The 24,171-nt window shown below is 64.6% G+C and carries 23 protein-coding genes; 18 read left to right on the top strand and 5 right to left on the bottom strand.

The window, feature by feature from the left end; translation table 11 throughout:
- The first annotated feature begins 11 nt into the window (after window positions 1–11).
- From ilvA to ptsP, 4 genes are all read left to right on the top strand, one after another.
- A complete protein-coding gene (gene ilvA / locus KHO27_RS20905) occupies window positions 12–1,526 on the top strand; it encodes a threonine ammonia-lyase, biosynthetic (RefSeq protein ID WP_102684731.1) in 1,515 nt (504 codons plus the stop codon).
- 79 nt (window positions 1,527–1,605) lie between these two features.
- Window positions 1,606–2,031: a DUF2269 family protein gene (locus tag KHO27_RS20900; protein ID WP_110697240.1), complete on the top strand. Its 426-nt coding sequence runs from the start codon at window positions 1,606–1,608 to the stop codon at window positions 2,029–2,031.
- A 240-nt stretch (window positions 2,032–2,271) separates the two neighbouring features.
- The gene (locus KHO27_RS20895; protein ID WP_028688498.1) at window positions 2,272–2,751 is read left to right on the top strand and encodes an RNA pyrophosphohydrolase; all 480 of its coding nucleotides are present in this window, start codon (window positions 2,272–2,274) and stop codon (window positions 2,749–2,751) included.
- A 22-nt stretch (window positions 2,752–2,773) separates the two neighbouring features.
- Window positions 2,774–5,047, top strand: coding sequence for a phosphoenolpyruvate--protein phosphotransferase (gene ptsP, locus KHO27_RS20890; protein WP_046853769.1), 2,274 nt, complete (start codon window positions 2,774–2,776; stop codon window positions 5,045–5,047).
- A 47-nt stretch (window positions 5,048–5,094) separates the two neighbouring features.
- On the opposite strand, the gene KHO27_RS20885 is transcribed toward ptsP, so the two are convergent.
- A complete protein-coding gene (locus KHO27_RS20885; protein ID WP_111531983.1) occupies window positions 5,095–5,841 on the bottom strand; it encodes an NRDE family protein in 747 nt (248 codons plus the stop codon).
- Window positions 5,842–5,973: 132 nt separating this feature from the next.
- Here KHO27_RS20885 and KHO27_RS20880 point away from each other — a divergent pair, with 132 nt between their 5' ends.
- Genes KHO27_RS20880 through KHO27_RS20870 form a run of 3 tightly spaced genes read left to right on the top strand, consistent with a single transcriptional unit; the run spans window position 5,974 to window position 8,602 of the window.
- Window positions 5,974–6,756 carry a sulfite exporter TauE/SafE family protein gene (locus tag KHO27_RS20880; protein WP_028688501.1) on the top strand — a complete coding sequence of 261 codons (783 nt, stop codon included), beginning with the start codon at window positions 5,974–5,976 and terminating at the stop codon, window positions 6,754–6,756.
- Window positions 6,757–6,772: 16 nt separating this feature from the next.
- Window positions 6,773–7,582 carry a prolipoprotein diacylglyceryl transferase gene (gene lgt / locus KHO27_RS20875; RefSeq protein WP_102684727.1) on the top strand — a complete coding sequence of 270 codons (810 nt, stop codon included), beginning with the start codon at window positions 6,773–6,775 and terminating at the stop codon, window positions 7,580–7,582.
- Window positions 7,583–7,630: 48 nt separating this feature from the next.
- Entirely contained in the window at window positions 7,631–8,602 is a 972-nt protein-coding gene (locus tag KHO27_RS20870) for a thymidylate synthase (RefSeq protein WP_046853772.1), read from the top strand.
- Window positions 8,603–8,737: 135 nt separating this feature from the next.
- Here the strand turns inward: KHO27_RS20870 and cadR are convergent, their stop codons facing one another.
- Entirely contained in the window at window positions 8,738–9,181 is a 444-nt protein-coding gene (gene cadR / locus KHO27_RS20865) for a cadmium resistance transcriptional regulator CadR (RefSeq protein WP_023630699.1), read from the bottom strand.
- Window positions 9,182–9,292: 111 nt separating this feature from the next.
- Between cadR and KHO27_RS20860 the strand changes: the two genes are divergently transcribed.
- From KHO27_RS20860 to KHO27_RS20825, 8 genes are all read left to right on the top strand, one after another.
- Window positions 9,293–11,536, top strand: a complete 2,244-nt coding sequence (locus tag KHO27_RS20860) for a heavy metal translocating P-type ATPase (RefSeq protein ID WP_110697246.1) — start codon at window positions 9,293–9,295, stop codon at window positions 11,534–11,536.
- Between the two features lie 30 nt (window positions 11,537–11,566).
- Window positions 11,567–12,436 carry a LysR family transcriptional regulator gene (locus KHO27_RS20855; protein WP_046853775.1) on the top strand — a complete coding sequence of 290 codons (870 nt, stop codon included), beginning with the start codon at window positions 11,567–11,569 and terminating at the stop codon, window positions 12,434–12,436.
- Window positions 12,437–12,562: 126 nt separating this feature from the next.
- Window positions 12,563–13,621: a putative 2-aminoethylphosphonate ABC transporter ATP-binding protein gene (locus KHO27_RS20850; RefSeq protein WP_110697248.1), complete on the top strand. Its 1,059-nt coding sequence runs from the start codon at window positions 12,563–12,565 to the stop codon at window positions 13,619–13,621.
- 1 nt (window position 13,622) lies between these two features.
- Window positions 13,623–15,347 carry a putative 2-aminoethylphosphonate ABC transporter permease subunit gene (locus KHO27_RS20845; protein WP_110697250.1) on the top strand — a complete coding sequence of 575 codons (1,725 nt, stop codon included), beginning with the start codon at window positions 13,623–13,625 and terminating at the stop codon, window positions 15,345–15,347.
- A 30-nt stretch (window positions 15,348–15,377) separates the two neighbouring features.
- Window positions 15,378–16,400, top strand: a complete 1,023-nt coding sequence (locus tag KHO27_RS20840; RefSeq protein WP_110697252.1) for a putative 2-aminoethylphosphonate ABC transporter substrate-binding protein — start codon at window positions 15,378–15,380, stop codon at window positions 16,398–16,400.
- Between the two features lie 91 nt (window positions 16,401–16,491).
- Complete coding sequence (locus tag KHO27_RS20835; RefSeq protein WP_102681828.1) at window positions 16,492–17,037, top strand: phosphonate degradation HD-domain oxygenase; 546 nt, start codon at window positions 16,492–16,494, stop codon at window positions 17,035–17,037.
- Window positions 17,038–17,216: 179 nt separating this feature from the next.
- Complete coding sequence (locus KHO27_RS20830; protein ID WP_102681827.1) at window positions 17,217–17,408, top strand: type II toxin-antitoxin system HicA family toxin; 192 nt, start codon at window positions 17,217–17,219, stop codon at window positions 17,406–17,408.
- 16 nt (window positions 17,409–17,424) lie between these two features.
- A complete protein-coding gene (locus KHO27_RS20825) occupies window positions 17,425–17,838 on the top strand; it encodes a type II toxin-antitoxin system HicB family antitoxin (RefSeq protein WP_214500714.1) in 414 nt (137 codons plus the stop codon).
- On the opposite strand, the gene KHO27_RS20820 is transcribed toward KHO27_RS20825, so the two are convergent.
- Together KHO27_RS20820 and KHO27_RS20815 are read right to left on the bottom strand one after the other, a co-directional pair.
- On the bottom strand, window positions 17,839–19,161 hold the full coding sequence (locus KHO27_RS20820) for an ATP-binding protein (RefSeq protein WP_214502012.1): 1,323 nt from the start codon (window positions 19,159–19,161) through the stop codon (window positions 17,839–17,841).
- Window positions 19,162–19,219: 58 nt separating this feature from the next.
- Complete coding sequence (locus tag KHO27_RS20815) at window positions 19,220–19,939, bottom strand: response regulator (protein ID WP_214500713.1); 720 nt, start codon at window positions 19,937–19,939, stop codon at window positions 19,220–19,222.
- 141 nt (window positions 19,940–20,080) lie between these two features.
- On the opposite strand from KHO27_RS20815, the gene KHO27_RS20810 reads away from it, so the two are divergent.
- From KHO27_RS20810 to KHO27_RS20800, 3 genes are all read left to right on the top strand, one after another.
- Entirely contained in the window at window positions 20,081–22,375 is a 2,295-nt protein-coding gene (locus KHO27_RS20810) for a TonB-dependent siderophore receptor (protein ID WP_110697260.1), read from the top strand.
- A gap of 88 nt (window positions 22,376–22,463) precedes the next feature.
- Complete coding sequence (locus tag KHO27_RS20805) at window positions 22,464–22,715, top strand: helix-turn-helix domain-containing protein (RefSeq protein ID WP_110697262.1); 252 nt, start codon at window positions 22,464–22,466, stop codon at window positions 22,713–22,715.
- Window positions 22,712–23,905: a type II toxin-antitoxin system HipA family toxin gene (locus KHO27_RS20800; protein ID WP_111531986.1), complete on the top strand. Its 1,194-nt coding sequence runs from the start codon at window positions 22,712–22,714 to the stop codon at window positions 23,903–23,905. The genes KHO27_RS20805 and KHO27_RS20800 overlap by 4 nt, the downstream gene beginning before the upstream one ends.
- Here KHO27_RS20800 and KHO27_RS20795 read toward each other — a convergent pair.
- A complete protein-coding gene (locus KHO27_RS20795; RefSeq protein WP_102681821.1) occupies window positions 23,886–24,119 on the bottom strand; it encodes a DUF3079 domain-containing protein in 234 nt (77 codons plus the stop codon). The genes KHO27_RS20800 and KHO27_RS20795 overlap by 20 nt on opposite strands.
- Window positions 24,120–24,171 lie beyond the last annotated feature (52 nt).

Here is a 24,171-nt window from a genome sequence, read left to right as displayed (position 1 = left end):
GATGCTTTCCGATGCTCGAACAGTACGTCAAGAAGATCCTCACCTCGCGCGTCTACGACGTTGCTGTCGAAACCCCGCTGCACACTGCCGGGCAACTGAGCAAGCGCCTGGGCAACACGGTGCTGCTCAAGCGCGAGGACCTGCAACCGGTGTTCTCGTTCAAGATCCGCGGGGCCTACAACAAGCTGGCGCAACTGAGCGCCGAGGAGCTGGCCCGTGGCGTGGTCACCGCCTCGGCCGGCAACCATGCCCAGGGCCTGGCACTGGCGGCGCGGGAGCTGGGTATCAAGGCGACCATCGTCATGCCCAAGACCACCCCGGAGATCAAGATCGAAGGCGTGCGCTCGCGTGGTGGCAAGGTGTTGTTGCATGGCGACAGCTTCCCCGAGGCGCTGGCCTACTCGCTGAAGCTGGTGGAGGAGAAAGGTTTCGTCTACATCCACCCCTACGACGACCCACACACCATTGCCGGGCAAGGCACGGTGGCCATGGAGATCCTGCGCCAGCACCCGGGCCAGTTGGACGCGATCTTCGTGCCGGTCGGCGGCGGCGGTCTGATCGCCGGTATCGCCGCCTACGTGAAATACCTGCGCCCGGAAATCAAGGTCATCGGCGTCGAACCGGACGATTCCAATTGCCTGCAGGCCGCCATGGCCGCCGGTGAGCGCGTGGTGCTGCCACAGGTCGGGCTGTTCGCCGACGGCGTGGCGGTGGCGCAGATCGGCCAGCACACCTTCGATATCTGCCGTCATCATGTGGATGAAGTGATTACCGTCAGCACCGATGAGATCTGTGCAGCAATCAAGGATATCTACGACGATACCCGCTCGATCACCGAACCTGCCGGTGCCCTCGGTGTTGCCGGGATCAAGAAGTACGTCGAGCTCAAGGGTGTGGCCGGGCAGACCCTGGTAGCCATCGACTCGGGCGCCAACGTCAACTTCGACCGCCTGCGGCATGTGGCCGAGCGCGCCGAGCTGGGCGAGAAGCGCGAGGCGATCATCGCTGTGACCATCCCCGAGCGCCCGGGCAGCTTCAAGGCTTTCTGCGAGGCCATCGGCAAGCGCCAGATCACTGAATTCAACTACCGCAAGCACACCTCGGACGAAGCGCACATCTTCGTCGGCGTGCAGACTCATCCGGAAACCGACCCGCGTGCGGCATTGGTACAACAGCTGACGGAGCAAGGTTTCCCGGTCACCGACCTGACCGACAACGAACTGGCCAAGCTGCATATCCGCCACATGGTGGGTGGCCACTCGGCCGGCGCCAGCGACGAAATGGTGCTGCGCTTCGAGTTTCCGGAGCGGCCCGGTGCCCTGTTCAATTTCCTCAACAAGCTGGGCGGGCGATGGAACATCTCGATGTTCCACTACCGCAACCACGGTGCCGCCGACGGGCGCGTGGTCGCGGGCCTGCAGGTGCCGGAGGATGAGCGTCACCTGGTGCCGGCGGCCCTGGCCAAGATCGGCTATCCATACTGGGACGAGACCGAGAACCCGGCTTACCGGCTATTCTTGGGCTGAACACGCTTCACCTCGCGGGAGCAGGCTTGCCCCGCGATGAGGCCGAAAGCGAAAAAGCCTGCTGAAGGATGATTTTCACATGGAACACCTGACCACCCTCAAGACCCTGCATATCCTCGCCACGGCCCTGTTGCTGCTTGGCGCCCTGGGCCTGGCGGGCTGGACCTGGCATGCCCGGCGCAAGGGCGACGCCGAGGCCTATGGCAAGTTGTTGCGCCGCCCGCTGGTGTTCGTCTGGCTGCTGATGGGGCTGTGCCTGCTGAGCATGCCGTTCACCGGCTGGTGGCTGGTGCACCTGGTCGGCTGGCCGCTGGGGCAGACTTGGGTGCTGGTCTCCAGCGTCATCTATACCCTTGGCGCGTTTGCCGTGTGGTGGCTGGTGGCACGCCTCAACCGGCTGCGCAAGGCCGAAGCCGTCGGCTTGAAGTTCACCTTGGCGCTGGCGGTGTTCAGCGGTGTGTGCTTCCTGTCCATCGCCGGCCTGATGGGCGCCAAGCCGGTCTGATGACACCCGCCAGCCCGCTCCCATTGGTAAACCTTGGGGGCGGGCGGGGCCCGCGAGGGGTTAACGCAGTCGCGTCACCTTGCCTTCATGCAAACCCTGTATACCAGTGCCACGCCCGGTGTGGCGACGCTCGCCCAATACGCAGTCTTCACCTCGCCGCACATAAGCGTGGCGGGCGCGTTGCTGCGCGCTCAGGCTTTGTGGAACAATGCGGCGACATGCGTTTGCGAGGTTGCTGCCGTGATCGACCCGGATGGTTTTCGCCCCAATGTCGGGATCATTCTCACGAATGATGCCGGGCAGGTGCTATGGGCTCGGCGGATCAACCAGGATGCCTGGCAGTTTCCACAGGGGGGTATCAACCCTGACGAAACGCCGGAAGATGCCCTGTACCGCGAGCTGAACGAAGAAGTAGGCCTGGAACGCCAGGATGTGGAAATTCTTGCCTGCACCCGCGGCTGGTTGCGTTATCGTTTACCCCAGCGCCTGGTGCGCACCCACAGCCAGCCGTTGTGTATCGGCCAGAAACAGAAGTGGTTCCTGCTACGCCTGGTGAGCAATGAGCAACGGGTGCGCATGGACCTGACCGGCAAGCCGGAATTCGATGGCTGGCGCTGGGTCAGCTACTGGTATCCGCTGGGCCAGGTGGTGACATTCAAGCGCGAGGTATACCGCCGCGCCCTGAAAGAGCTAGCCCCGCGCCTGCTGACGCGCGACTGACGACGGAGTCCGACCCCGAGCCATGCTCAATACGCTGCGCAAGATCGTCCAGGAAGTGAACTCCGCCAAAGATCTCAAGACGGCGTTGGGGATCATTGTCTTGCGCGTCAAGGAGGCAATGGGCAGCCAGGTCTGCTCCGTCTACCTGCTCGACCCGGACACCAACCGCTTTGTGCTGATGGCCACCGAGGGCCTGAACAAGCGCTCCATCGGCAAGGTCAGCATGGCGCCCAACGAGGGCCTGGTCGGCCTGGTCGGCACCCGCGAGGAGCCACTGAACCTCGAGAACGCCGCCGATCACCCCCGTTACCGCTACTTCGCCGAAACCGGCGAAGAGAAATTCGCCTCCTTCCTCGGCGCACCGATCATCCACCATCGTCGCGTGGTCGGCGTGCTGGTCATCCAGCAGAAGGAACGCCGCCAGTTCGACGAAGGCGAAGAGGCCTTCCTGGTCACCATGAGTGCGCAGCTCGCGGGGGTTATCGCCCACGCCGAGGCGACGGGGTCGATCCGTGGCCTGGGCCGCCAGGGCAAGGGCATCCAGGAAGCCCGTTTCGTCGGGGTGCCGGGTTCGCCGGGCGCGGCGGTCGGTCGATCGGTGGTGATGCTGCCGCCCGCTGACCTGGAGGTGGTGCCCGACCGCACTGTCGAGGACATCGACAACGAACTCAAGCTGTTCAACAACGCGCTCGAAGGCGTGCGCGAGGACATGCGCAAGCTGTCGGCCAAGCTCGCCACCCAGCTGCGCCCCGAAGAACGTGCGTTGTTCGACGTGTACCTGATGATGCTCGAGGACGCCGCCCTCGGTGGCGAGGTGGTCGAAGTCATCAAGACTGGCCAGTGGGCCCAGGGCGCCTTGCGCCAGGTGGTCGGCGAACACGTCAATCGCTTCGAGCTGATGGATGACGACTACCTGCGCGAGCGGGCATCGGACGTCAAGGACCTGGGTCGGCGCCTGCTGGCGTACCTGCAGGAGGCCCGTTCGCAGTCGCTGGTCTACCAGGACAACACCATTCTGGTCAGTGAAGAACTGACCCCCGCCATGCTCGGCGAGGTGCCGGAGGGCAAGCTGGTGGGCCTGGTTTCGGTACTCGGCTCGGGTAACTCCCACGTGGCGATCCTGGCCCGGGCCATGGGCATTCCCACGGTCATGGGGGTGGTCGACCTGCCTTACTCGAAGGCCGACGGCATCGAGATGATCGTCGACGGCTACAAGGGCGAAGTCTTCACCAACCCCGGCGAAGTGCTGCGCAAGCAGTACAGCGACGTGGTCGAGGAAGAGCGCCAGCTGGCCAAGGGGCTCGATGCCCTGCGCGAGCTGCCGTGCATCACCCCGGACGGCCACCGCATGCCGCTGTGGGTCAATACCGGCCTGCTCGCCGATGTGGCCCGCGCCCAGCAGCGCGGCGCCGAAGGTGTGGGCCTGTACCGTACCGAAGTGCCGTTCATGATCAATCAGCGCTTCCCCAGCGAAAAGGAGCAGCTGGCGATCTACCGTGAGCAGCTGCAGGCGTTTCATCCGCTGCCGGTGACCATGCGCAGCCTCGACATCGGCGGCGACAAGTCGCTGTCGTATTTCCCGATCAAGGAAGAGAACCCGTTCCTCGGCTGGCGCGGCATCCGCGTCACCCTCGACCACCCGGAAATCTTCCTGGTGCAGACCCGCGCCATGCTCAAGGCCAGCGAAGGGTTGAACAACCTGCGCATCCTGCTGCCGATGATTTCCGGCATCCACGAGCTCGAAGAAGCCCAGCACCTGATCCACCGCGCCTGGGGCGAAGTGCGCGACGAAGGCACCGATGTACCGATGCCGCCGGTCGGGGTGATGGTGGAGATCCCCGCCGCGGTGTACCAGACCCGCGAACTGGCGCGCCAGGTTGACTTCCTCTCGGTCGGCTCCAACGACCTCACGCAATACCTGCTGGCAGTCGACCGCAACAACCCGCGGGTCGCCGACCTCTACGACTACCTGCACCCGGCAGTGCTGCAAGCTCTGCAGACCGTGGTCAGCGTGGCCCACGAGGAAGGCAAGCCGGTCAGTATCTGCGGCGAGATGGCCGGTGACCCGGCCGCGGCAATCCTGCTCATGGCCATGGGCTTCGACAGTCTGTCGATGAACGCCACCAACCTGCCGAAGGTGAAGTGGATGCTGCGCCAGATCAACCTGAGCAAGGCCAGGGAGCTGCTGGCCGATGCCATGAGTCATGACAACCCGCAAGTTATCCACAGCTCGTTGCAGCTGGCGCTGAAGAATCTTGGGCTGGCGCGGATGATCGGGCCGAACAAGACCCTCTGATTACCTGTACCGACCTCATTGCGGGCTTGCCCCGCGATGAGGTCTATTCAGATCTCCAGGCTAACCTCGCCCAGATGCCCCCCAAACGGCCCGAAACTGCGCTCGATCATGCGCCGACGGCCTTGGTCATCGACGATCAGCACCGTGCTCGCCCGCGTTCCGTAGTTCTGGCTGGCGATGAATACACTCGATAGCAGCCGCTCGGTGGCCAGCCCCACGCCGGTCTCGGGTAGTTCGCCGTCCGGCGCGGGCTGTGCATCACCCAGCAGCGTCAATAGTTGCTGTGGATCGGCGTTTTCGAGCAATTTCTCAAGCCCGCTGCGCGCTTTGATCAGCTTCGGCCATGGCGTATCCAAGCCGGCATTCGACAGCCCGTACACCCCCGATTCAAGCAGGCGTGGCGCCGGCTCACGGGCATGCAGGTAGCCCAAGCGCTTGTCATCGCCGACCAGCAGGTTGAACCCTGAATACTGGTCACTGCGGCTGGCTACCCGGTCCAGATAGGCCTCGACCCCCAGTTCGCCTTGCAGGTAGGCTGCCACCAGTTCACCGCGGGACCGCGGCCCCAAAGGCTGGCGTGGGTCACGGATATTGGTCAGCGCCGCAAAACGCCCGTTCGGCCCGACACCCAGCCAGGTGCCACCGGCTTCCAGGTCACGCCCGGCGTGCACACCCGTCGCGTCCTCCCAGGCCTTCAAGGCCTGGGTCGGCCGCGCATAGAACTCATCGCGGTTGGCCGCGACGATCAGTGGCCGGGCTGTCCCCGGCCGCCAGGCGAATACGATCAGGCACATAGGTTGTCCCCTTGTGTATTGGGCCACTCTACCCGCGCCGCTGGCCGCTATCCATCTTCTGACACAGAGTTCACTAGAGCGCCGGGCGTGGGTTCCGTTACCATGCCGGATTGTTTTCCACTGGGGCCACGAATGGAATTCGCTCTCTATCTGCTGTTGGGCGCCTGCGCCGGCGTGCTGGCCGGGCTGTTCGGCGTCGGTGGCGGCATCATCATCGTGCCGGTGCTGGTGTTCAGCTTCACCTTGCAGGGCTTCGACCCTTCGGTGCTGACCCACCTGGCGGTCGGCACCTCGTTGGCGACCATCGTCTTCACCTCGATCAATGCCGTGCGCGAGCACCAGCGCAAGGGCGCGGTGCAATGGCCGATCTTCGCCTGGATGACCGTGGGCATCCTGCTCGGCGCGCTGGTCGGGGCCAAGACCGCCTCGCTGATACAGGGCCCGATGCTGCAGAAGATCATCGGTGTGTTCGCCCTGGTGATCGCCGCGCAGATGGCCCTGGACCTCAAGCCAAAGGCCAGCCGCGGCATTCCCGGCAAGCCCGGATTGACCGCCGCCGGTGGGGTGATCGGTTGGGCCTCGGCCATTTTCGGCATCGGCGGTGGCTCATTGACCGTGCCGTTCCTTACCTGGCGTAGCCTGCCCATGCAGCAGGCAGTGGCGACTTCGTCGGCCTGCGGCCTGCCGATCGCCCTGGCTAGTGCCCTGGGCTTCATGTGGCTGGGTTGGCATGAGGAACACCTTCCGGCCCACAGCCTGGGCTACGTCTATCTTCCGGCGCTGGTCGGCATCGCTGCCACCAGCATGTTCTTCGCCCGCTACGGCGCGCGTCTGGCCCACAAGCTGTCGCCGCGCGTGCTCAAGCGTCTGTTCGCCGCTCTGCTGTTCTGCGTCGGACTCAGCTTCCTTATCTGAACCTAGAGGAAAGACAATGCTGCCTTACCCGCAGATCGACCCGGTGGCCGTGGCCCTCGGTCCACTGAAAATCCACTGGTACGGCCTGATGTACCTGATCGGCATCGGCGGCGCCTGGCTGCTGGCCTCGCGCCGATTGAACCGCTTCGACCCCACCTGGACCCGCGAGAAGCTCTCCGACCTGGTGTTCTGGCTGTCGATGGGCGTGATCGTCGGCGGGCGCCTGGGTTACGTGCTGTTCTACGACCTGCACCAGTACCTGGCCAACCCGACGCTGATCTTCGAGGTATGGAAGGGCGGCATGTCGTTCCATGGAGGTTTCATCGGTGTGATGCTGGCCGCGCTGTGGTTCGGCAAGCGCAACAACAAGTCATTCTTCGAGCTGATGGACTTCGTCGCGCCGCTGGTGCCGATCGGCCTTGGCGCCGGGCGTATCGGCAACTTCATCAATGCCGAACTGTGGGGCAAGGCCACCGACGTGCCGTGGGCAATGATCTTCCCGCCGTTCAGCGACCCGGCGCAATTGCCGCGTCACCCGTCGCAGCTGTACCAGTTCGCCCTCGAAGGTGTGGCATTATTCGTCATCCTGTGGCTGTACTCGCGCAAGCCGCGCCCGACCATGGCCGTTTCCGGCATGTTCGCGCTGTTCTATGGCATCTTCCGCTTCATCGTGGAGTTCGTGCGCGTACCCGACGCCCAGCTTGGCTACATCGCCTTCGGCTGGTTGACCATGGGTCAGTTGCTCTGCGTGCCGATGATTCTCGGCGGCATATTCCTGATCTGGTGGGCCTACAACCGCAAACCGACGGCCAAGGCCACCGTTTGATTTCCACGGCAGGGGCGCTCCCCCTGCCGTTCTTGTTACAGGTAAGCCATGAAACAGTATCTAGATCTGGTCCGTGACGTCATCGACAACGGCACGCTGCAGGAAAACCGCACCGGTATCCGCACCATCAGCCTGCCGGGCGCGATGCTGCGTTTCGACCTGCAGAAGGGCTTCCCGGCCATCACCACGCGCAAGCTGGCGTTCAAGTCGGCGATCGGCGAGATGGTCGGCTTCCTGCGCGGCGTGAAGAACGCCGGCGAGTTCCGCGAGCTGGGCTGCAAGGTCTGGGACCAGAACGCCAACGAAAACGCCCAGTGGCTGGCCAACCCGTTCCGCCAGGGGCATGACGACCTCGGCGAAATCTACGGCGTGCAATGGCGCCAGTGGCCCGGCTACAAGCGCATACCGCTGAGCAACCCGGCCGCCATCGAGATGGCCGAGAAGGCCGGCTTCCGCCGTATCGCCCAGGACGAGGAGGACGGCCAGGCGTTCGTCATCCTCTACAAGGCCATCGACCAGGTGCGCCAGTGCCTGGACACCATCGCCAACGACCCGGGCAGCCGCCGCATCCTGTTCCACGGCTGGAACTGCGCCCAGCTCGACGAGATGGCCCTGCCACCGTGCCACTTGCTGTACCAGTTCCACCCGAATGTCGAAACCCGGGAAATTTCCCTGACCCTCTACATCCGCTCCAACGACCTGGGCCTGGGCACGCCGTTCAACCTCACCGAGGGCGCGGCGCTGCTGTCGCTGTTCGGCCGCCTGACCGGCTACACCCCGCGCTGGTTCACCTACTTCATCGGCGATGCCCATGTGTACGAGAACCACCTGGATATGCTGGGCGAGCAGATGAAGCGTGAACCGCTGGCGGCACCGAAGCTGGTGATCAGCGACCGCGTGCCGGCGTTCGCCGAGACCGGCAAGTACGAGCCGGAGTGGCTGGAGAAGATCGAGCCGAGCGACTTCTGGCTGGAAGGCTACGAGCACCATGCGCCGATGACGGCGCCGATGGCGGTCTGACAGACCTTCATCGCCTGAGCTTGAACAATCGCGGGGCAAGTCGCATCGGCGCACCGCCGCTCCCTCGCAGGTTATGCACAGCCGGCGTGGGAGCGGCGGTGCGCCGATGCGACTTGCCCCGCGATGCTTTTGGTATCAATGCCCGTGGCTGCGCCCCACATGGGAATGCTCGATCTCCGGCACCGACACCGCCCCATTCGTCTCCAACTGCTGCAAGATCGCGCACTCCGCCCCCTGCGCATTGCACTGCTGCCGCAGTTCCACCAGCTGCGCCTGCAGCGCCACCAGCCCATCGATCCTCGCCTGCACATGCTCGATATGCTCGTCGATCAGCGCGTTGACGCTGCCGCATGAGCCGTCGGGGCTGTCGCGCAGATTCAATAGGCTGCGGATCTCGTCCAGGGTCATGTCCAGGGTGCGGCAGTTGCGGATGAAGGTCAGGCGCTCGACATGGGCCTGGGTGTAGAGCCGGTAGTTACCGTCGCTGCGGGCAGGTTCCGGCAGCAGCTGTTCGCGCTCGTAATAGCGGATGGTCTCCACGGCGCAGTCGGTGGCCTTGGCCAGTTCTCCGATCTTCATGGCAAATCTCCTGCAAAGGGCTTGACCCTATAGTGGCTACAGGGTGTTCACTTGGCAACAACCCACTCTGTGGATCTCTACAGAGGCCAGCGCTCAGTTAAGGATGATTCCATGAACCAGCCTGTCAGCCCCGACCACAAGCATGATCACGCCCATGACCTCGATCATGGCCACGCGCCCCACGCCCACGGCTGCTGCGCCAGCAAGGCCGCCCCGGCCCTGGTGCAGCTGACCGAAAAGGCCAGTGGCCAGGCGCAGCTCAGCCGCTTCCGCATCGAGGCCATGGACTGCCCTACCGAGCAGACCCTGATCCAGGACAAGCTGGGCAAGCTGGCCGGTGTCGAGCAACTGGAATTCAACCTGATCAATCGTGTGCTCGGCGTGCGCCATACCCACGAGGGCACCGCCGAGATCGAGCGGGCCATCGATAGCCTGGGCATGAAGGCCGAACCCTTGGCCGCCGAGGATGATGGCGCCGCCAGCGCGCCCCAGGCCAGCAAGACCCGTTGGTGGCCGCTGGCGCTGTCCGGTGCTGCGGCGATCGCTGCCGAAATCGTGCACTTCTCCGGCAAGGCACCGGAGTGGGTGGTCGCCGCGCTGGCCCTGGCGGCCATCCTCGGCTGCGGCCTCGGTACCTACAAGAAGGGCTGGATTGCCCTGAAAAACCGCAACCTCAACATCAATGCGCTGATGAGTATTGCCGTGACCGGCGCCGTGCTGATCGGCCAGTGGCCGGAAGCGGCCATGGTCATGGTGCTGTTCACCGTTGCCGAACTGATCGAAGCCCGTTCACTGGACCGCGCGCGCAATGCCATCGGCGGGCTGATGCAGCTGGCGCCGGACATGGCCACCGTGCAACAGGCCGATGGCCAGTGGCGCGAGGTCGAGGTGCGCGAGGTGGCAATCGGCGCACGGGTGCGGGTGCGCCCGGGCGAGCGCATCGGCCTGGACGGCGAGGTGGTCGGTGGACAGTCCAGTGTCGACCAGGCGCCGATCACCGGGGAAAGCCTGCCGGTCGAGAAGGCGGTCGGCGACAAGCTGTTCGCCGGCACCATCAACCAGGCCGGCGCGATGGAGTACCGCGTCACGGCCGCCGCCGGTCAATCGACCCTGGCCCGCATCATCAAGGCCGTCGAAGAAGCCCAGGGCGCCCGTGCGCCGACCCAGCGCTTCGTCGACCAGTTCTCGCGCATCTACACCCCCGTGGTGTTCGCGGTAGCGCTCGCCGTGGCGCTCATCCCGCCGCTGTTCATGGCCGGTGCCTGGTTCGACTGGATCTACCGTGCCCTGGTGCTGCTGGTGGTGGCCTGCCCGTGCGCGCTGGTGATCTCCACCCCGGTGACCATCGTCAGCGGCCTGGCCGCGGCGGCGCGCAAAGGCATCCTGATCAAGGGCGGTGTGTACCTGGAGGGCGGGCGCAAGCTGGACTTCCTGGCCCTGGACAAGACCGGCACCATCACCCACGGCAAGCCGGTGCAGACCGACAGCAAGGTGCTCGACCCACTGTTCGAAGGCCGCGCCCAGGCCCTGGCCGCGAGCCTGGCTGCCCGTTCCGACCACCCGGTGTCAGGTGCCATCGCCCTGTTCGCCAAGGGCCAGGATCTCGTTCTGAGCGAAGTCACCGAGTTCGCCGCCCTGGCCGGTCGCGGTGTGCGCGGTGATATCGAGGGCCAGACCTACCACCTGGGCAACCATCGCCTGGTGGAAGAGCTCGGCCTGTGCTCCCCAGAGCTGGAAGCGCAACTGGATGTGCTGGAGCGCCAGGGCAAGACCGTGGTGCTGCTGCTCGACCGCTCAGGTCCGCTGGCGTTGTTCGCCGTGGCCGACACGGTCAAGGACAGCAGCCGCCAGGCGATTGCCGAGCTGCACGCGCTGGGTATCAAGACGGTCATGTTGACCGGCGACAATCCCCACACCGCCCAGGCCATTGCGGCCCAGGTGGGGATCGACCGCGCCGAGGGAAACCTGCTGCCCGCGGACAAGCTCGCCAGCATCGAGAACCTGTACGCCCAGGGGCATCGTGTCGGCATGGTCGGCGATGGCATCAACGACGCGCCGGCCCTGGCCCGCGCCGAGATCGGCTTTGCCATGGCCGCCGCCGGTACCGACACCGCCATCGAGACCGCCGATGTGGCGCTGATGGACGACGACTTGCGCAAAATCCCGGCCTTCGTCAGGCTGTCGCGCCAAAGCGCGGCGATCCTCACCCAGAACATCGTGTTGGCCCTGGGGATCAAGGCAATCTTCCTGGCAATCACCTTCGCCGGCATGGCCACCATGTGGATGGCGGTATTCGCCGACATGGGCGTGAGCCTGCTGGTGGTGTTCAACGGTCTGCGCCTGTTGCGCAAATAACGCCTGCGGCGTGAAAAAGAGGTCCTGCCAATGCTGAGCGCCGAGCTCAAAGCCTTCTACATGGTGGCCCGCCTGGGCAGCATCACCCTGGCGGCGAAGAAGCTCGGGCTCAGCCAGCCCACGGTGACCACGCAGATCCGCAACCTCGAGGGCCAGTACAACGTCGAGCTGTTCTACCGCGGCGGCCGGCGCCTGGTGTTGAGCGAGGAGGGCGTGCGCCTGCTGCCGATGGTCAAGGCGCTGCTGCAGCAGGAAGCCGATATCGAGTTCGAGTTGCGCAACAGCGGCCAGGCCCAGGGCAGCCTGCGCATCGCCGCCACCGCGCCGTACTACATCCTCGACCTGGTGAAGATCTTCCGCGAGCGCCTGCCGCAGGTGGAGGTGGCGGTGGAGATCGGCAACTCGCAGCAGGTGCTGGAAATGCTCGAGGACTACCGGGTGGATATCGCCGCCTCGTCGCAATTGCTCGAAGACGCACGCCTGGTACGCCGGGTGCTGGGCACCGACCCGCTGGTACTGGCGGTGCACCGCAATCATCCCTTGGCACAACGCCAGGCGGTGTCGATCGAGGTGGTGGCCGGGCATTGCCTGCTGATGCGCGAAAAGGGCTCGACCACCCGCAAGCTCACCGAGCAGATGATGCAGGACGCCGGGGTTAAGGCCGGGGCGCTGCTGGAGATCGGCAGCCGCGAGTCGATCCGCGAGGCGGTGCTGCGCAATATCGGCATCAGCATCATTGCCCGCCATGAGGTGCCGCATAACCCCGAGCTGCGGGTGCTGGCGCTGGACGACGCACCAGTGATGCACGAGTACCTGTACTGCCTGAAGGAGCGGCGCCAGGCGCGGTTGCCGGCGGCGTTCCTGGGGGTGGCGCAGGAGGTGGTTGGATCGCAATTCTGACAGGACCCAATCGCGGGGCCACTACAAAATCTGCCTATACCACTATCACCGGCTTTTGCTCCAACGCCACAGAACCTTCGCACAGTCTGCCTAGCATGGCCCCCATCGCTTCGATGAGGACCTGCCATGAACCACGTCACCCCGGGCGCACAGATGAAAGTGCGCGGCATCCACAAGCGCTTTGGCGCTTTCACCGCGCTCAACGACGTGTCCCTCGACATCGCCGCTGGCGAGCTGGTGTGTCTGCTCGGCCCCTCGGGCTGCGGCAAGACCACCCTGCTGCGTTGCATCGCCGGCCTCGAGCGCCAGGACCGCGGCACGCTGTACATCGGCGACCGCGATATCTCCGAGCTGCCGCCCCAGGCCCGTGACTACGGCATCCTGTTCCAGTCCTACGCGCTGTTCCCCAACCTCACCGTCGAAGCCAACATCGCTTATGGCCTGACCGGCGGCAACCGCGAGGCCGCGCGCCAGCGGGTGAGCGAGATGCTCGAACTGGTGGGCCTGGCCGGCAGTGAGAAGAAGTATCCCGGCCAGCTCTCCGGTGGCCAGCAGCAGCGTGTGGCCCTGGCCCGCGCCTTGGCGCCGTCGCCCTCGCTGCTGCTGCTCGACGAGCCCATGTCGGCCCTCGACGCCCGTGTTCGCGAGCACCTGTGCACCGAGCTGCGCCAGCTGCAACGCCAGTTGGGCATCACCACGCTGATGGTCACCCACAACCAGGACGAAGCCATGCTGATGGCTGACCGCATAGCCGTGATGAACAACGGCCAGGTCGAGCAATACGCCACGCCCCAGGAAATCTACGACCAGCCGGCCACGCCGTTCGTCGCGGAGTTCGTCGGCCAGGGCAACTGGCTGCCGTTCCAGCGCAGCAGCAATAGCCACGCCCAGGTCGGCGGCATGCACATGCGCCTGGCCGACAACGCCAGCGCCGTCAGCAGCGGCCGACTGTTCTGCCGGCCCGAGGCGATCACCGTCAACCCGGTGGTGCACGAGGAAAACCTGTTCCCGGCCAAGGTCCGGGAAGTCACCTTCCTCGGCAATCGCTGCCGCATGAGCTTCGAACTCGAAGCCCTGCCAGGCCATGCGCTGCTCGCGGAGCTTGCGCCCGAAGCCATGCCGCGCCTGGGTTCGCAGGACATCTGGGTGGCCCTGCCGCCGCAGAGCCTGCAGGTGTTCGCCTGAGATGGCCGCGCCCATGACCCTGCCGCTCACTCACGGCAACGACAGGCCACGCACCGGCGTCGCCCTGGGGGACCGACTGTTCGTTGTCGGTGGCAAGAGCCTGTTGCTGGGCCTGCTGGTGCTGGCGGTGCTGCTGCCGTTGCTGGCGATCTTCTGGCGTGGCTTCAGCGCTGAAGCCGGGCAGGGCGGGGGACTGCTGGCCGCCGGCGAACTGTTTGCCAGCGCGAACTTCCACTGGCTGCTCGGCAACAGCCTGTCGGTAGCCCTCACCGTTGCCGCCATCGTCGTGCCGCTCGCCTACCTGTTCGCCTATGCCCTGCAACGCACGCTGATCCCGGCCAAGGGGCTGTGGCGCGGCATTTCGCTGCTGCCGTTGTTGGCGCCGTCGATGCTGCCGGCGATCGCGCTGGTCTATCTGTTCGGTAACCAGGGCCTGCTGCGCGGGCTGCTCAGCGACAACATCTACGGCTTCTGGGGCATCGTGCTTGGCGAGGCCATCTACACCTTCCCCCATGCGTTGATGATCCTGCTCTCGGCGCTGTCACTGGCCGACGCACGGCTGTTCGATGCCGCTTCGAGCATGGGCGCGGGGCCTGCCCGGGCATTCTTCAGCATCACCTGGCCGGCCACGCGCCAGGCGGTGTTCGCGGCGTTCTGCCTGGTGTTCACCCTGACCATCACCGACTTCGGCGTGCCGGTAGTGGTCGGTGGTGATTACCAGGTGCTGGCGCTGGAAGCCTACAAGGCGGTGGTCGGCCAGCAGCAGTTCGGCCGTGGTGCGCTGATCGGCATGGTGCTGCTGGTGCCGGCGCTGCTCAGTTTTACCGTGGATGCCTGGCTGCGCCGCCGCCAGGGCGAGGCCATGAGCGGCCGCGCCCAGGTGTTCGAGCCCAAGCCGTCGAGGCTGCGTGATGGCTGCTACCTGGCCATCGTGTTGCTGGTCTGCACGGCGCTGCTGGCGGTGATCGGCATGGCGGTGTACTCGTCGCTGGTCAAGTTCTGGCCGTACAACCTGTCGCTGTCGCTCAAGCACTACATGTTCGAAGACACTGCCGGCGGCGGCTGGCTGGCCTATCGCAACAGCGTGACCATGGCCATCGGCACCGCGCTGATCGGCAGCGTGGTGATCTTCACCGGTGCCTACCTGATGGAGAAGACCCAAGGCCAGCGCCTGCTCAATCAACTGCTGCGCCTGCTCAGCTTCATCCCCATGGCGGTGCCCGGCCTGGTGCTGGGCCTGGGCTACGTGTTCTTCTTCAACCTCAACGGCAACCCGTTACACGTGTTCTACGGCAGCATGGCGCTGCTGGTGGTGTGTACCATCGCCCACTACCTGACCACCGCGCAGATGACCGCCACCACCGCCCTGCGCCAGCTCGACGGTGAGTTCGAAGCCGCCGCGCTGTCGCTCAAGGCGCCGCTGTACAAGCACTTCGTGCGGGTCACCGTGCCGATCTGCCTGCCCGCGCTGCTGGACATCATCCGCTACCTGTTCGTCTCGGCGATGACCACCGTGTCGGCGGCGATCTTCCTCTACAGCCCCGACACCATCCTCGCCGCCGTTGCCGTGCTGAACATGGATGACGCCGGCAACGTTGGCGGCGCCGCTGCCATGTCGACCCTGATCCTTTTGACCAGCGCCGCCGCCTCCCTGCTGCTGGCCGGCGCTTCGCGCGGCCTGCTGCGCCGCTCCCAGGCCTGGCGCCAACGCGCTCCCGGCCATTGACCGACTGCCCATACCAATAGGAACCGCATCATGTTCAAGCCCCTCGCACTTGCCGCTGCCGTATCCGCCGTGTTCAGCCTGCAGGCTTCGGCCGCGACCCAGCTGACCGTCTACACCGCCCTGGAGGCCGAGCAGCTCAAGAGCTACAAGCAGGCCTTCGAGAAGGCCAACCCGGACATCGAGATCAAATGGGTGCGCGACTCCACCGGCATCATCACCGCCAAGCTGCTGGCCGAAAAAGAGCGCCCACAGGCTGACGCCGTGTGGGGCCTGGCGGCCTCCAGCCTGGCCATCCTCGACCAGAACGGCATGCTTGAAGCCTATGCGCCGAAGGACCTGGGCAAGATCTCGCCCAACTACCGCGACGCCGCCAATCCACCGGCCTGGGTGGGCATGGACGTGTGGGCCGCGACAATCTGCTTCAACACTGTCGAAGCCGAGAAGCAGGGCCTGAGCAAGCCGGTGAGCTGGCAGGACCTGACCAAGCCTGAGTACAAGGGCAAGATCGTCATGCCCAACCCGGCCTCGTCCGGTACGGGCTTCCTCGATGTGAGCGCCTGGCTGCAAACCTTCGGCGAGCCTCAGGGCTGGGCTTACATGGACGCACTGCACCAGAACATCGGCCAGTATGTTCATTCCGGCTCCAAGCCATGCAAGCTGGCGGCGGCAGGTGAGTTCCCGATCGGCATCTCGTTCGAGTACCCGGCCGTGCAGCTCAAGCGCCAGGGCGCACCGCTGGACATTGTCCTGCCCAAGGAGGGCCTGGGCTGGGAGATCGAGGCCACGGCGGTGATCAAGGGCTCGCCGAAAGCCGATGCCGCCAAGCGCCTGGCCGACTTCTCCGCCAGCCCTGCCGCCATGGAACTGTACAAGGAGAACTTCGCGGTGCTCGCCGCCCCCGGCATCGCCAAGCCGCAGACCGAACTGCCGGCCGACTATGAGCAGCGCCTGATCAAAAACGACTTCGCCTGGGCCTCGAAGAACCGCGACCAGATTCTCGCTGAGTGGCGCAAGCGCTACGACGGCAAGTCGGAGAAAGTCGCCCAGCAGTAAGGCCCTCATCGCGGGGCAAGCCGGCTTCTACACTCAAGAAGCGGGCCTGCCCCGTGATGGCGTCAGCCCAGGCAACGCAGGAGTCCACGCAATGCCAACTTCTTCCCGGATCATCGACGACACCTTCGCCCTGTACGAGCGTCATGGCAGCGCCGACTACATCGGCGAGGCCATCACCCAGCTCGAGCACATGTCCCAGGCAGCCCAACTGGCCATGGCCGAAGGCTACGACGACGAAGTGATCCTGGCCGCCTTCTTCCACGACATCGGCCACCTGTGCGAGGGCGAGGACATGGGCGGTTATGGCGTCGTCAGCCATGAGCGCATTGGTGCCGAATATTTGCGCCGGTGTGGTTTCAGCGAGCGGCTGGCCAGGCTGGTGCAGTACCACGTCGAGGCCAAGCGCTACCTGACCTTGCGCCAGCCCGGATACTACGACCGTTTGAGTGAAGCCAGCCGACGCACCTTGGCGTACCAGGGTGGAGTGATGAACGATGCCGAAGCCGATGCGTTCGAGGCCGACCCGTTGTTCGGGGTCAGCCTGCGCCTGCGCGAGTGGGACGAGATGGCCAAGCAGGTCGGGGTGCCAGTGATGGATCTGCAAGTGTTGAAGGCAAAGGCATTGGCCGTGCTCTGAACAATCTGGCGATTCTCCCTGCTGCAAGATCCCGCATCACTTCTCCCGGTGTTTGCTCCGTTCCTCTCCCCATACTTCTCATCCTGGCAGCCCGCTTGTCGTAATGGTGGGTATGGTGTTGATAATTGTCTTTCGGTGGTTATACTAACCACCGATCGGCCGACCCAAGGAATGGGTGAATGAACAGCCGTGAAATGATTGCTGTGATCGAGGCGGATGGCTGGTATCTGGTGCGCTCCAAAGGCAGCCACCATCATTTCAAGCATCCTGAAAAAGCCGGGCTGGTCACCATCCCGCATCCCAAGAAAGACCTGCTGCCCGCGACTGCGGCCAGCATTCTGCGCCAGGCACGCATCAGCTACGCCAGCTGACGAGGAGACCATCACCATGTTGTTCCCTATCGCGATCCTCCCCGGTGACGACCAGCACGCCTGGGGCGTGGAAGTCCCGGATATCCCCGGCTGCTTTTCGGCGGGCGAAGACCTCGACGACGCCATCGCCATGGCGCGTGAAGCGATCGAAGGCCACCTCGAACTGCTGGCCCAGGACCAGCAGGAAATCCCCAGGGCCAGCAAGGTCGGCGTGCATGCGGCCAATCCCGCCTATGCCGGCTGCACCTGGGCATTGATCGATATCGACATCACCCGCTACCTGGGCAAGGCCGAGAAGCTCAACATCACCTTGCCGGCGTACCTGCTCACCCGCATCGACAGTTACGTACAGAACCACCCGGAGCACAAGAGCCGTTCGGGCTTCCTGGCCGAAGCGGCGCTCAGGATCCTGCAAAGTGACGGCAAATGATCAGGCGATCTTGCCCTTGGGCAATCGCACGCTGACCCGCAACCCGCCCCCTTGCCGATTCACCAGCGTGAGTTCGCCGCCATGGCTGGAAACGATGCGCTGGGCGATGCTCAGCCCCAGCCCATAGCCGCCAGAGGCCTGGTTGCGTGAGCCCTCGCCGCGCACGAAAGGCTCGGTGACAGTCGCCAGCAAGCCCGGGTCGATGCCCGGGCCGCGATCGTCGATATGGATGTACCCATCGGTTGGCGTGCTTTCCAGCACCACCGCGACCTCCCTGGCATAGCGCAGGGCATTGACCAGCAGGTTTTGCAGGCACCGCTGCAGCAGCAGGGCGTCTACCTGGGCCAGACCCACCTGACCATGGATCGGCAAGGGCTCTTCGGCGCTGGCCAAATCCGCGCATTGGCGTGCCACCAGGCGGTCGAGGTCGACCGCTTGCAGGTTCTGCTGCTCGCCCGCCCGCAAGTAGTCGAGCACCTGGCCGATCATGCCGTCCATCTGCGCGATGTTCTGGCGCAGGCGTTCCTTGTGTTCGCTGTCCTCCAGCCGTTCCAGGCGCAGGCGCATGCGCGTCAGCGGTGTACGCAGGTCGTGGGACACGGCGGCGAGGAAGTAGGCCTTGTCGTTGACCATGCGGATCAGCCGCTGCTGCATGGCGTTGAAGGCCTGGGCGGCGTGCCGCACTTCCTCGGGGCCGTCCAGCGGCAACGGCGCCTGTTCCAGATTGCCTCCCAGGCCACGGGCGGCATCGGCCAGGCGGCGCAGCGGGCGCAGGCACAGACGTACCGCCACCAGGCACACCACCAGCACGGCGGCGATGCGCAGGGCATAGACCCGCAGCAGGTAGTCGCTGATCAGCACCCACGCCGACTCGCCACTCCAGCCCTGCAACTCCTGGCCATCGATGACCAGCCAGTGGCCATCGGCGAGGGGTACGGCAAACTCGATATGCGCCTGGGCGGTGCGCAAGCCGAACAGGCTGCGCCAGACGATGGGCTGGCCCAGTTCGTCGGTGAGCCGAACCTTGAGCAACCTCGGCCGCGCATCGCCCCCCAGTTCGTAGGCCAATGCCTGATGCAGCAACAGCTCGATGCGCCGCCAGCCTCGCCGTTGGTCATGCTCACCCTCGGGCGGCGCTTCGGCGCAACGTAGCTGGTAATGCTTCGGTTCCTGGCGTGCCGCGCCATGGCACTCGGCCTGGGCGATCAGGGGGGCGCTGCGCGCCGCGATCAACCGCACCGGCGCTTCCAGCACCTGGGCGAAGCGAACGTCGAACCAGATGCTGCTGGACAGCAACTGGATCACCAGGGTGCCGCTGATCATGATCAGCAGCAGTTGGCCGAACAGCGTGCGCGGCCACAGCAGGCGAAGCAGCCGCACCTCAGGCGCCCAGCGCTTCGCGGGCCAGGCTCAGCAGATAGCCTTCGTTGCGGATGGTGAGGATCTGCGCGCCTTGGCCTGGCGCCCGGCGCAGTTGCTGGCGCAGGCGGCTGATGCACATGTCCACCGAGCGGTCGTCGGGCAGATGGTCGCGGCCGAACGCGCTGCGTGTCAGGTGGTCCCTCGAGACCACGCGGTTGTTGGCGTCCAGCAGCTCACGCAGCACACGGTAGTCGGAGCGTGGCAGGTTGAAGGCTTGGCCGTCCGGGTGAACGAGCAACCGTTTGACGTGATCGAGACGCAAGCCTGCAAACAGTTGTGCCTCGCTGGCCGACGTTTCGGGCTCTGCCTCCAGACGCTGGGGGCGGCGCAGCACAGCCTTGATCCGGGCGACCAGTTCGCGCGGCTCGAAGGGTTTGGTCAGGTAATCATCGGCGCCTACTTCCAGGCCGATGATGCGGTCCAGGGTGCTGCCCCTGGCCGACAGCATCACCACCGCCAAGCCCGGCTGCGCCTGCAACTGCCGGCACAGGCTCAGGCCGTCCTCGCCGGGCAGCATCAGGTCGAGTACCACCAGGTCGACCTTGTGCCGGGTCAACTGCGCGTGCATTTGCTCTCCATCGGCGGCTGCGATTACCTGGTAGCCGGCGTCTGTCAGGTAATCGCAGAGAAGTTCGCGGATCTCGTCGTCATCGTCGACGACCAGCAAGGTCGTGCTCATGGTTGTGGGGTACCTGTGCAAAGGGGAACCGTGAGGCTCATTACGTTCGATTACATCCCCGTACATCCCGTCCATGGAGCCGAAGGGGCAGATGCCTAGAATCGTAACAAAAAATCATCTGCGAATACGAAGCCTTCCCAAATGGTATGCAAGAGCATCATGACTGACACAACCCCCTGGGTCCGAGGCGGCAGTCGCCTCTCCCCGCTTGCCTTCTTCGTGGCCCTCGGGCTTAGCGGCACAGCCTTCGCTGACGGTCCGGTGCTGGAACTGGGCGCCACCAACATCGACAGCAGTGCGCTGCCACTGGCCGACGACAGCGGCCAGATCGGCTACACCGTGCAGAACACACGCAGCTCCACAGGCTTGCAGCTGACACCCCGGCAGACGCCGCAGTCGGTCACCAGCATCACCCGCCAGCAAATGGAAGACCGTGATATCCACACCCTCGAGCAGGCCCTGGACACCACGCCGGGCGTGAGCATGAGCAAGATGGAAGTGGGCGGGCGCACCGACTTCCGCGCCCGTGGCTACTCGATCAGCAACTGGAAGATCGACGGCTTGCAGTTCCCCGGCGGTTCGGACTTCAGTGGCGGCGGCAATGCGCTGAACATGGACCTGTACGAGCGCATCGACATCGTCCGTGGCGCCAACGGCCTGCTCGGTGGCACCGGCGACCCCTCGGCCACCGTCAACCTGATCCGCAAGGCGCCGACCCGGACCTTCGGCGGCAGCGCCTACGCCACCTACGGCAGCTGGGACAAGCGCCGCCTGGGTGCCGACCTGAACCTGCCGCTGTCCGAGGACGGCCGCCTGCGTTCGCGTCTGGTCATGACCCAGCAGGACGCCGGCTCGTTCCGCGACAACCAGTCCGAACGCTCCCGCGCGGCCCTGGCCAACTTCGAATTCGACCTGGACGATGCCACCACCCTGGGTGCCGGCTACCAGTACGAGTACAGCAAAGTGGTCGGCGGCGGCTGGGGCGCCAACATCCCGATCTGGTACGGCGACGGCAGCAAGACCGACCTGCCGCGCAGCACCAACGTGGTACCCAGTTGGAGCTTTGGCGAGTACATCACCCGCACCGCCTTCGGCTCGCTGGCGCACCGTTTCGACAACGACTGGAGCCTGGACCTGAAGGTTGCCCAGAGCAGCGGCGAGGCGCTCAACCACCGTGGCCTGGCCAAGGTCAACTCGTCCGGTCGCGGTGTCTACGGAGGCTACTGGAACCAGGACGGCAGCGGCGCTGTGCTCAACGGCCTGCACAGCTCCACCGACACCACCCAGCAATCGGCGCAGATCGACCTGTCCGGCCCATTCCAACTGTTCGGGCGCACCCATCAGGCGATGGTCGGCTACAACGACAGCCGCACCGTGGCCTGGTCACCGCAGTACACCTGCAGCATGGTTGGCGGCGGCAAGGCAGTGAACAGTGGCGTGGGTTGCCAGTTCCGGGCGAACAATGGCCTGGGGCTGGGCAACTGGCTCGACGGCGTGGACGACGACTACGCCATGCTGGCCTCGAAAACCGGCCTGCACAGCAAGACCACCACCCGTCTGCAGGGCATGTATGCCGCCACCCGCCTGAGCGTCACCGACCCCCTGTCGCTCATCCTCGGTGTGCGCAGCACCGACTATTCGGCCACTACCGTCAGTGTCAACGGTGCGCGCAGCAACCAGCAGAACAATGGCATCGTCACCCCTTACCTGGGCGCGGTGTACGACCTGGACGACAACTACTCGCTGTACGCCAGCTACACCGACATCTTCAACCCGCAGAGCGAAGAGAGCGCCAGCGGCACCAAGGTCGAGCCGATCCGTGGCCAGAGCTACGAAACCGGGATCAAGGGTGAATGGTTCGATGGTCGCCTGAACGCGTCCGCGGCCTACTTCCGCACCAGGCAGGAAAACAAGGCGGTGATGGACGGCGACCTGCTGACGCCGACCGGCGCCACTGCCTACAAGGCCGGTTCCGGCCAGGAAACCGACGGTATCGACCTGGAAGTCGCCGGCGCCCTGACCCCGAACTGGAACGTCTATGCCGGCTACACCTACCTGCACTTCCGCCGCCTGGACAGCGACGGGCGCAGCGATCCTTCGCACCTGTTCAAGGCCTCGACCACCTATCGCCTGTCTGGCCCGCTGGACCGCCTGACCCTGGGCGCTGGCGTGAGTGCGCAAAGCAACATCCGCGCGGTGTCCACCCCTGCCGGGCAGCCGAGCAACGGCGTCAGCCGCAGCTCCAGCGATGTCAACTGGTCGGGCTATGCGATCTGGAATGCCATGGCCAAGTACCAACTGACCGACGACACCAGCGTCAGCCTCAACGCCAACAACCTGTTCGACAAGCATTACTACACCCGTTACGGGTTCTATGCCGGGGCAATCTATGGCGACCCGCGCAACCTGGCGGTGACGGTGAGCACGGCGTTCTAGAAAAGCTTTTGATACCGTTGATGCTGGTTGATTTTTGATCATGTTCTTTATACGTTACACTCATATAAATTTGTCACGTATAAAGAACATGGACCACTCATTGATCGTTGAGCGCCTGGGCGCGCAGGTTCGCTCGCGAAGGCTTAACCGGGGATTGACCCAGCAGGCGCTCGCAACCTTGGCCGGTATCACCCGGCAAAAGATCATTGCCATGGAGAAAGGTAGCCTGTCAGTGGCCATCGGGGCATATGCACGTGCATTGGCGGCGCTCGGCTGCGAACTGCAGGTCATAGCGGCGGTGATGCCGACGCTTGACGAAATCGAGGGGATGTTCGAATGACGCCGCTGATAGTCGCGACACCCGAGGGTGACAGTGGAGCATTGCTGACCAGTTCAGGCGACTACCTCTTCCGCTATGGCCCGCACACCGTTGCTGATGCGGCGATCAGCCTGTTGATGCCGGTCCGCACCGAGGAATACAGGCATCGCGAGCTGCATCCGGTGTTCCAGATGAACTTGCCCGAAGGGTATGTGCTCGAGCAATTGCGCAACCGCCTGGCGAAGATCGTTCAGGTCGACCCCATGCTTCTCCTGGCGTTGTCCGGCAGCAGTTCGCCGATCGGGCGTGTGCATGTCAGTTCGCAGGTAGTGGACACATTGCTGCGGCGGCAGACGTTTCCGGGAGAGAAGCTGGCGAACATTCTTTCATGGGATGGGGGAGAGGATATCTTCGCCGATCTGGTGGATCGCTACATTCTGCGCGCAGGCATTTCTGGTGTGCAGCCGAAGGTCCTGGTTCCGGAGCAACTGGACCCGTTGTCACAGCGCTTTACCTCGAAAACAGCCGAGCTGATCATCAAGAGCGGGCGCGACGAGTTCCCGGGCTTGGCGATCAACGAATTCCTGTGCATGTCGGTTGCGCAAACCTCTGGCCTGCCAGTGCCTCAATTCTTCTTGTCCGACAACGGCAAGCTGTTCGTCATGCGCCGCTTCGATCGTGACGAGCAGAACAATCCACTTGGTTTCGAAGACATGGCTGCCTTGATGGGGCTTGGCGCCGAACAGAAGTACAGCAAGAGCTACGCTGCCATTGCCAAGGCGATCCGCCTGTTCTGCGCGCCTGAGCATCTTCGGCTATCGCTGCGGCAACTGTTCGAGATGGTTGCGCTCAGCTGTATCGTCGGAAATGGTGATGCCCATCTGAAAAATTTCGGGTTGTTGTACACCGATCCTCTTCGAGGCGATGCGCGCCTGGCTCCGGCGTACGACATCGTCAATACCACGGCTTACATACCGGAAGACGTGCTGGCGCTTTCGCTATCCGGCAACAAATCCTTGTTTGCGTCGCGGCAAGGCTTGCTGGACTTCGCACCGCTTTGCGACGTGAGCAACCCGGCTGAAGTCATTCGCAAGCAGCTTGAAGCATTGGAGCGAACACTGGCCAGGGAGTCCGCGCTTTGCGATCAGGCACCCAAGGTGGTTGCCGCCATCAAGGCGAGCGCGGCGCCGTTCATTCAGACTTTTGGTTGAGCGGCATTTCCTGTCCGGGCGCGGCATGCGAAGTGGCCATGGTCACATCCAGATGATCATCGAGCTGTTCCCAATCCTCGCCGAACAACTCCACCGGGTGCATGGTCCGGTCCGCGCCATTGCCACAGGCCAGCGCCTTGGCTGGGCAGTACAGGTCGCAGCCCCAGCAGATCCGTTCGGGATGGCTGGGGTTCGTGGGAAATCGCTTGGCCATGGTCTCCCTCCATGAAGTGGATGCCTGCGCTCAGGCTATGCCGCGCATGGCC

Source organism: Pseudomonas sp. RC3H12, assembly GCF_018596375.1.
Lineage (GTDB): Bacteria > Pseudomonadota > Gammaproteobacteria > Pseudomonadales > Pseudomonadaceae > Aquipseudomonas.
This window is presented reverse-complemented; position numbering and strand designations above follow the sequence as displayed.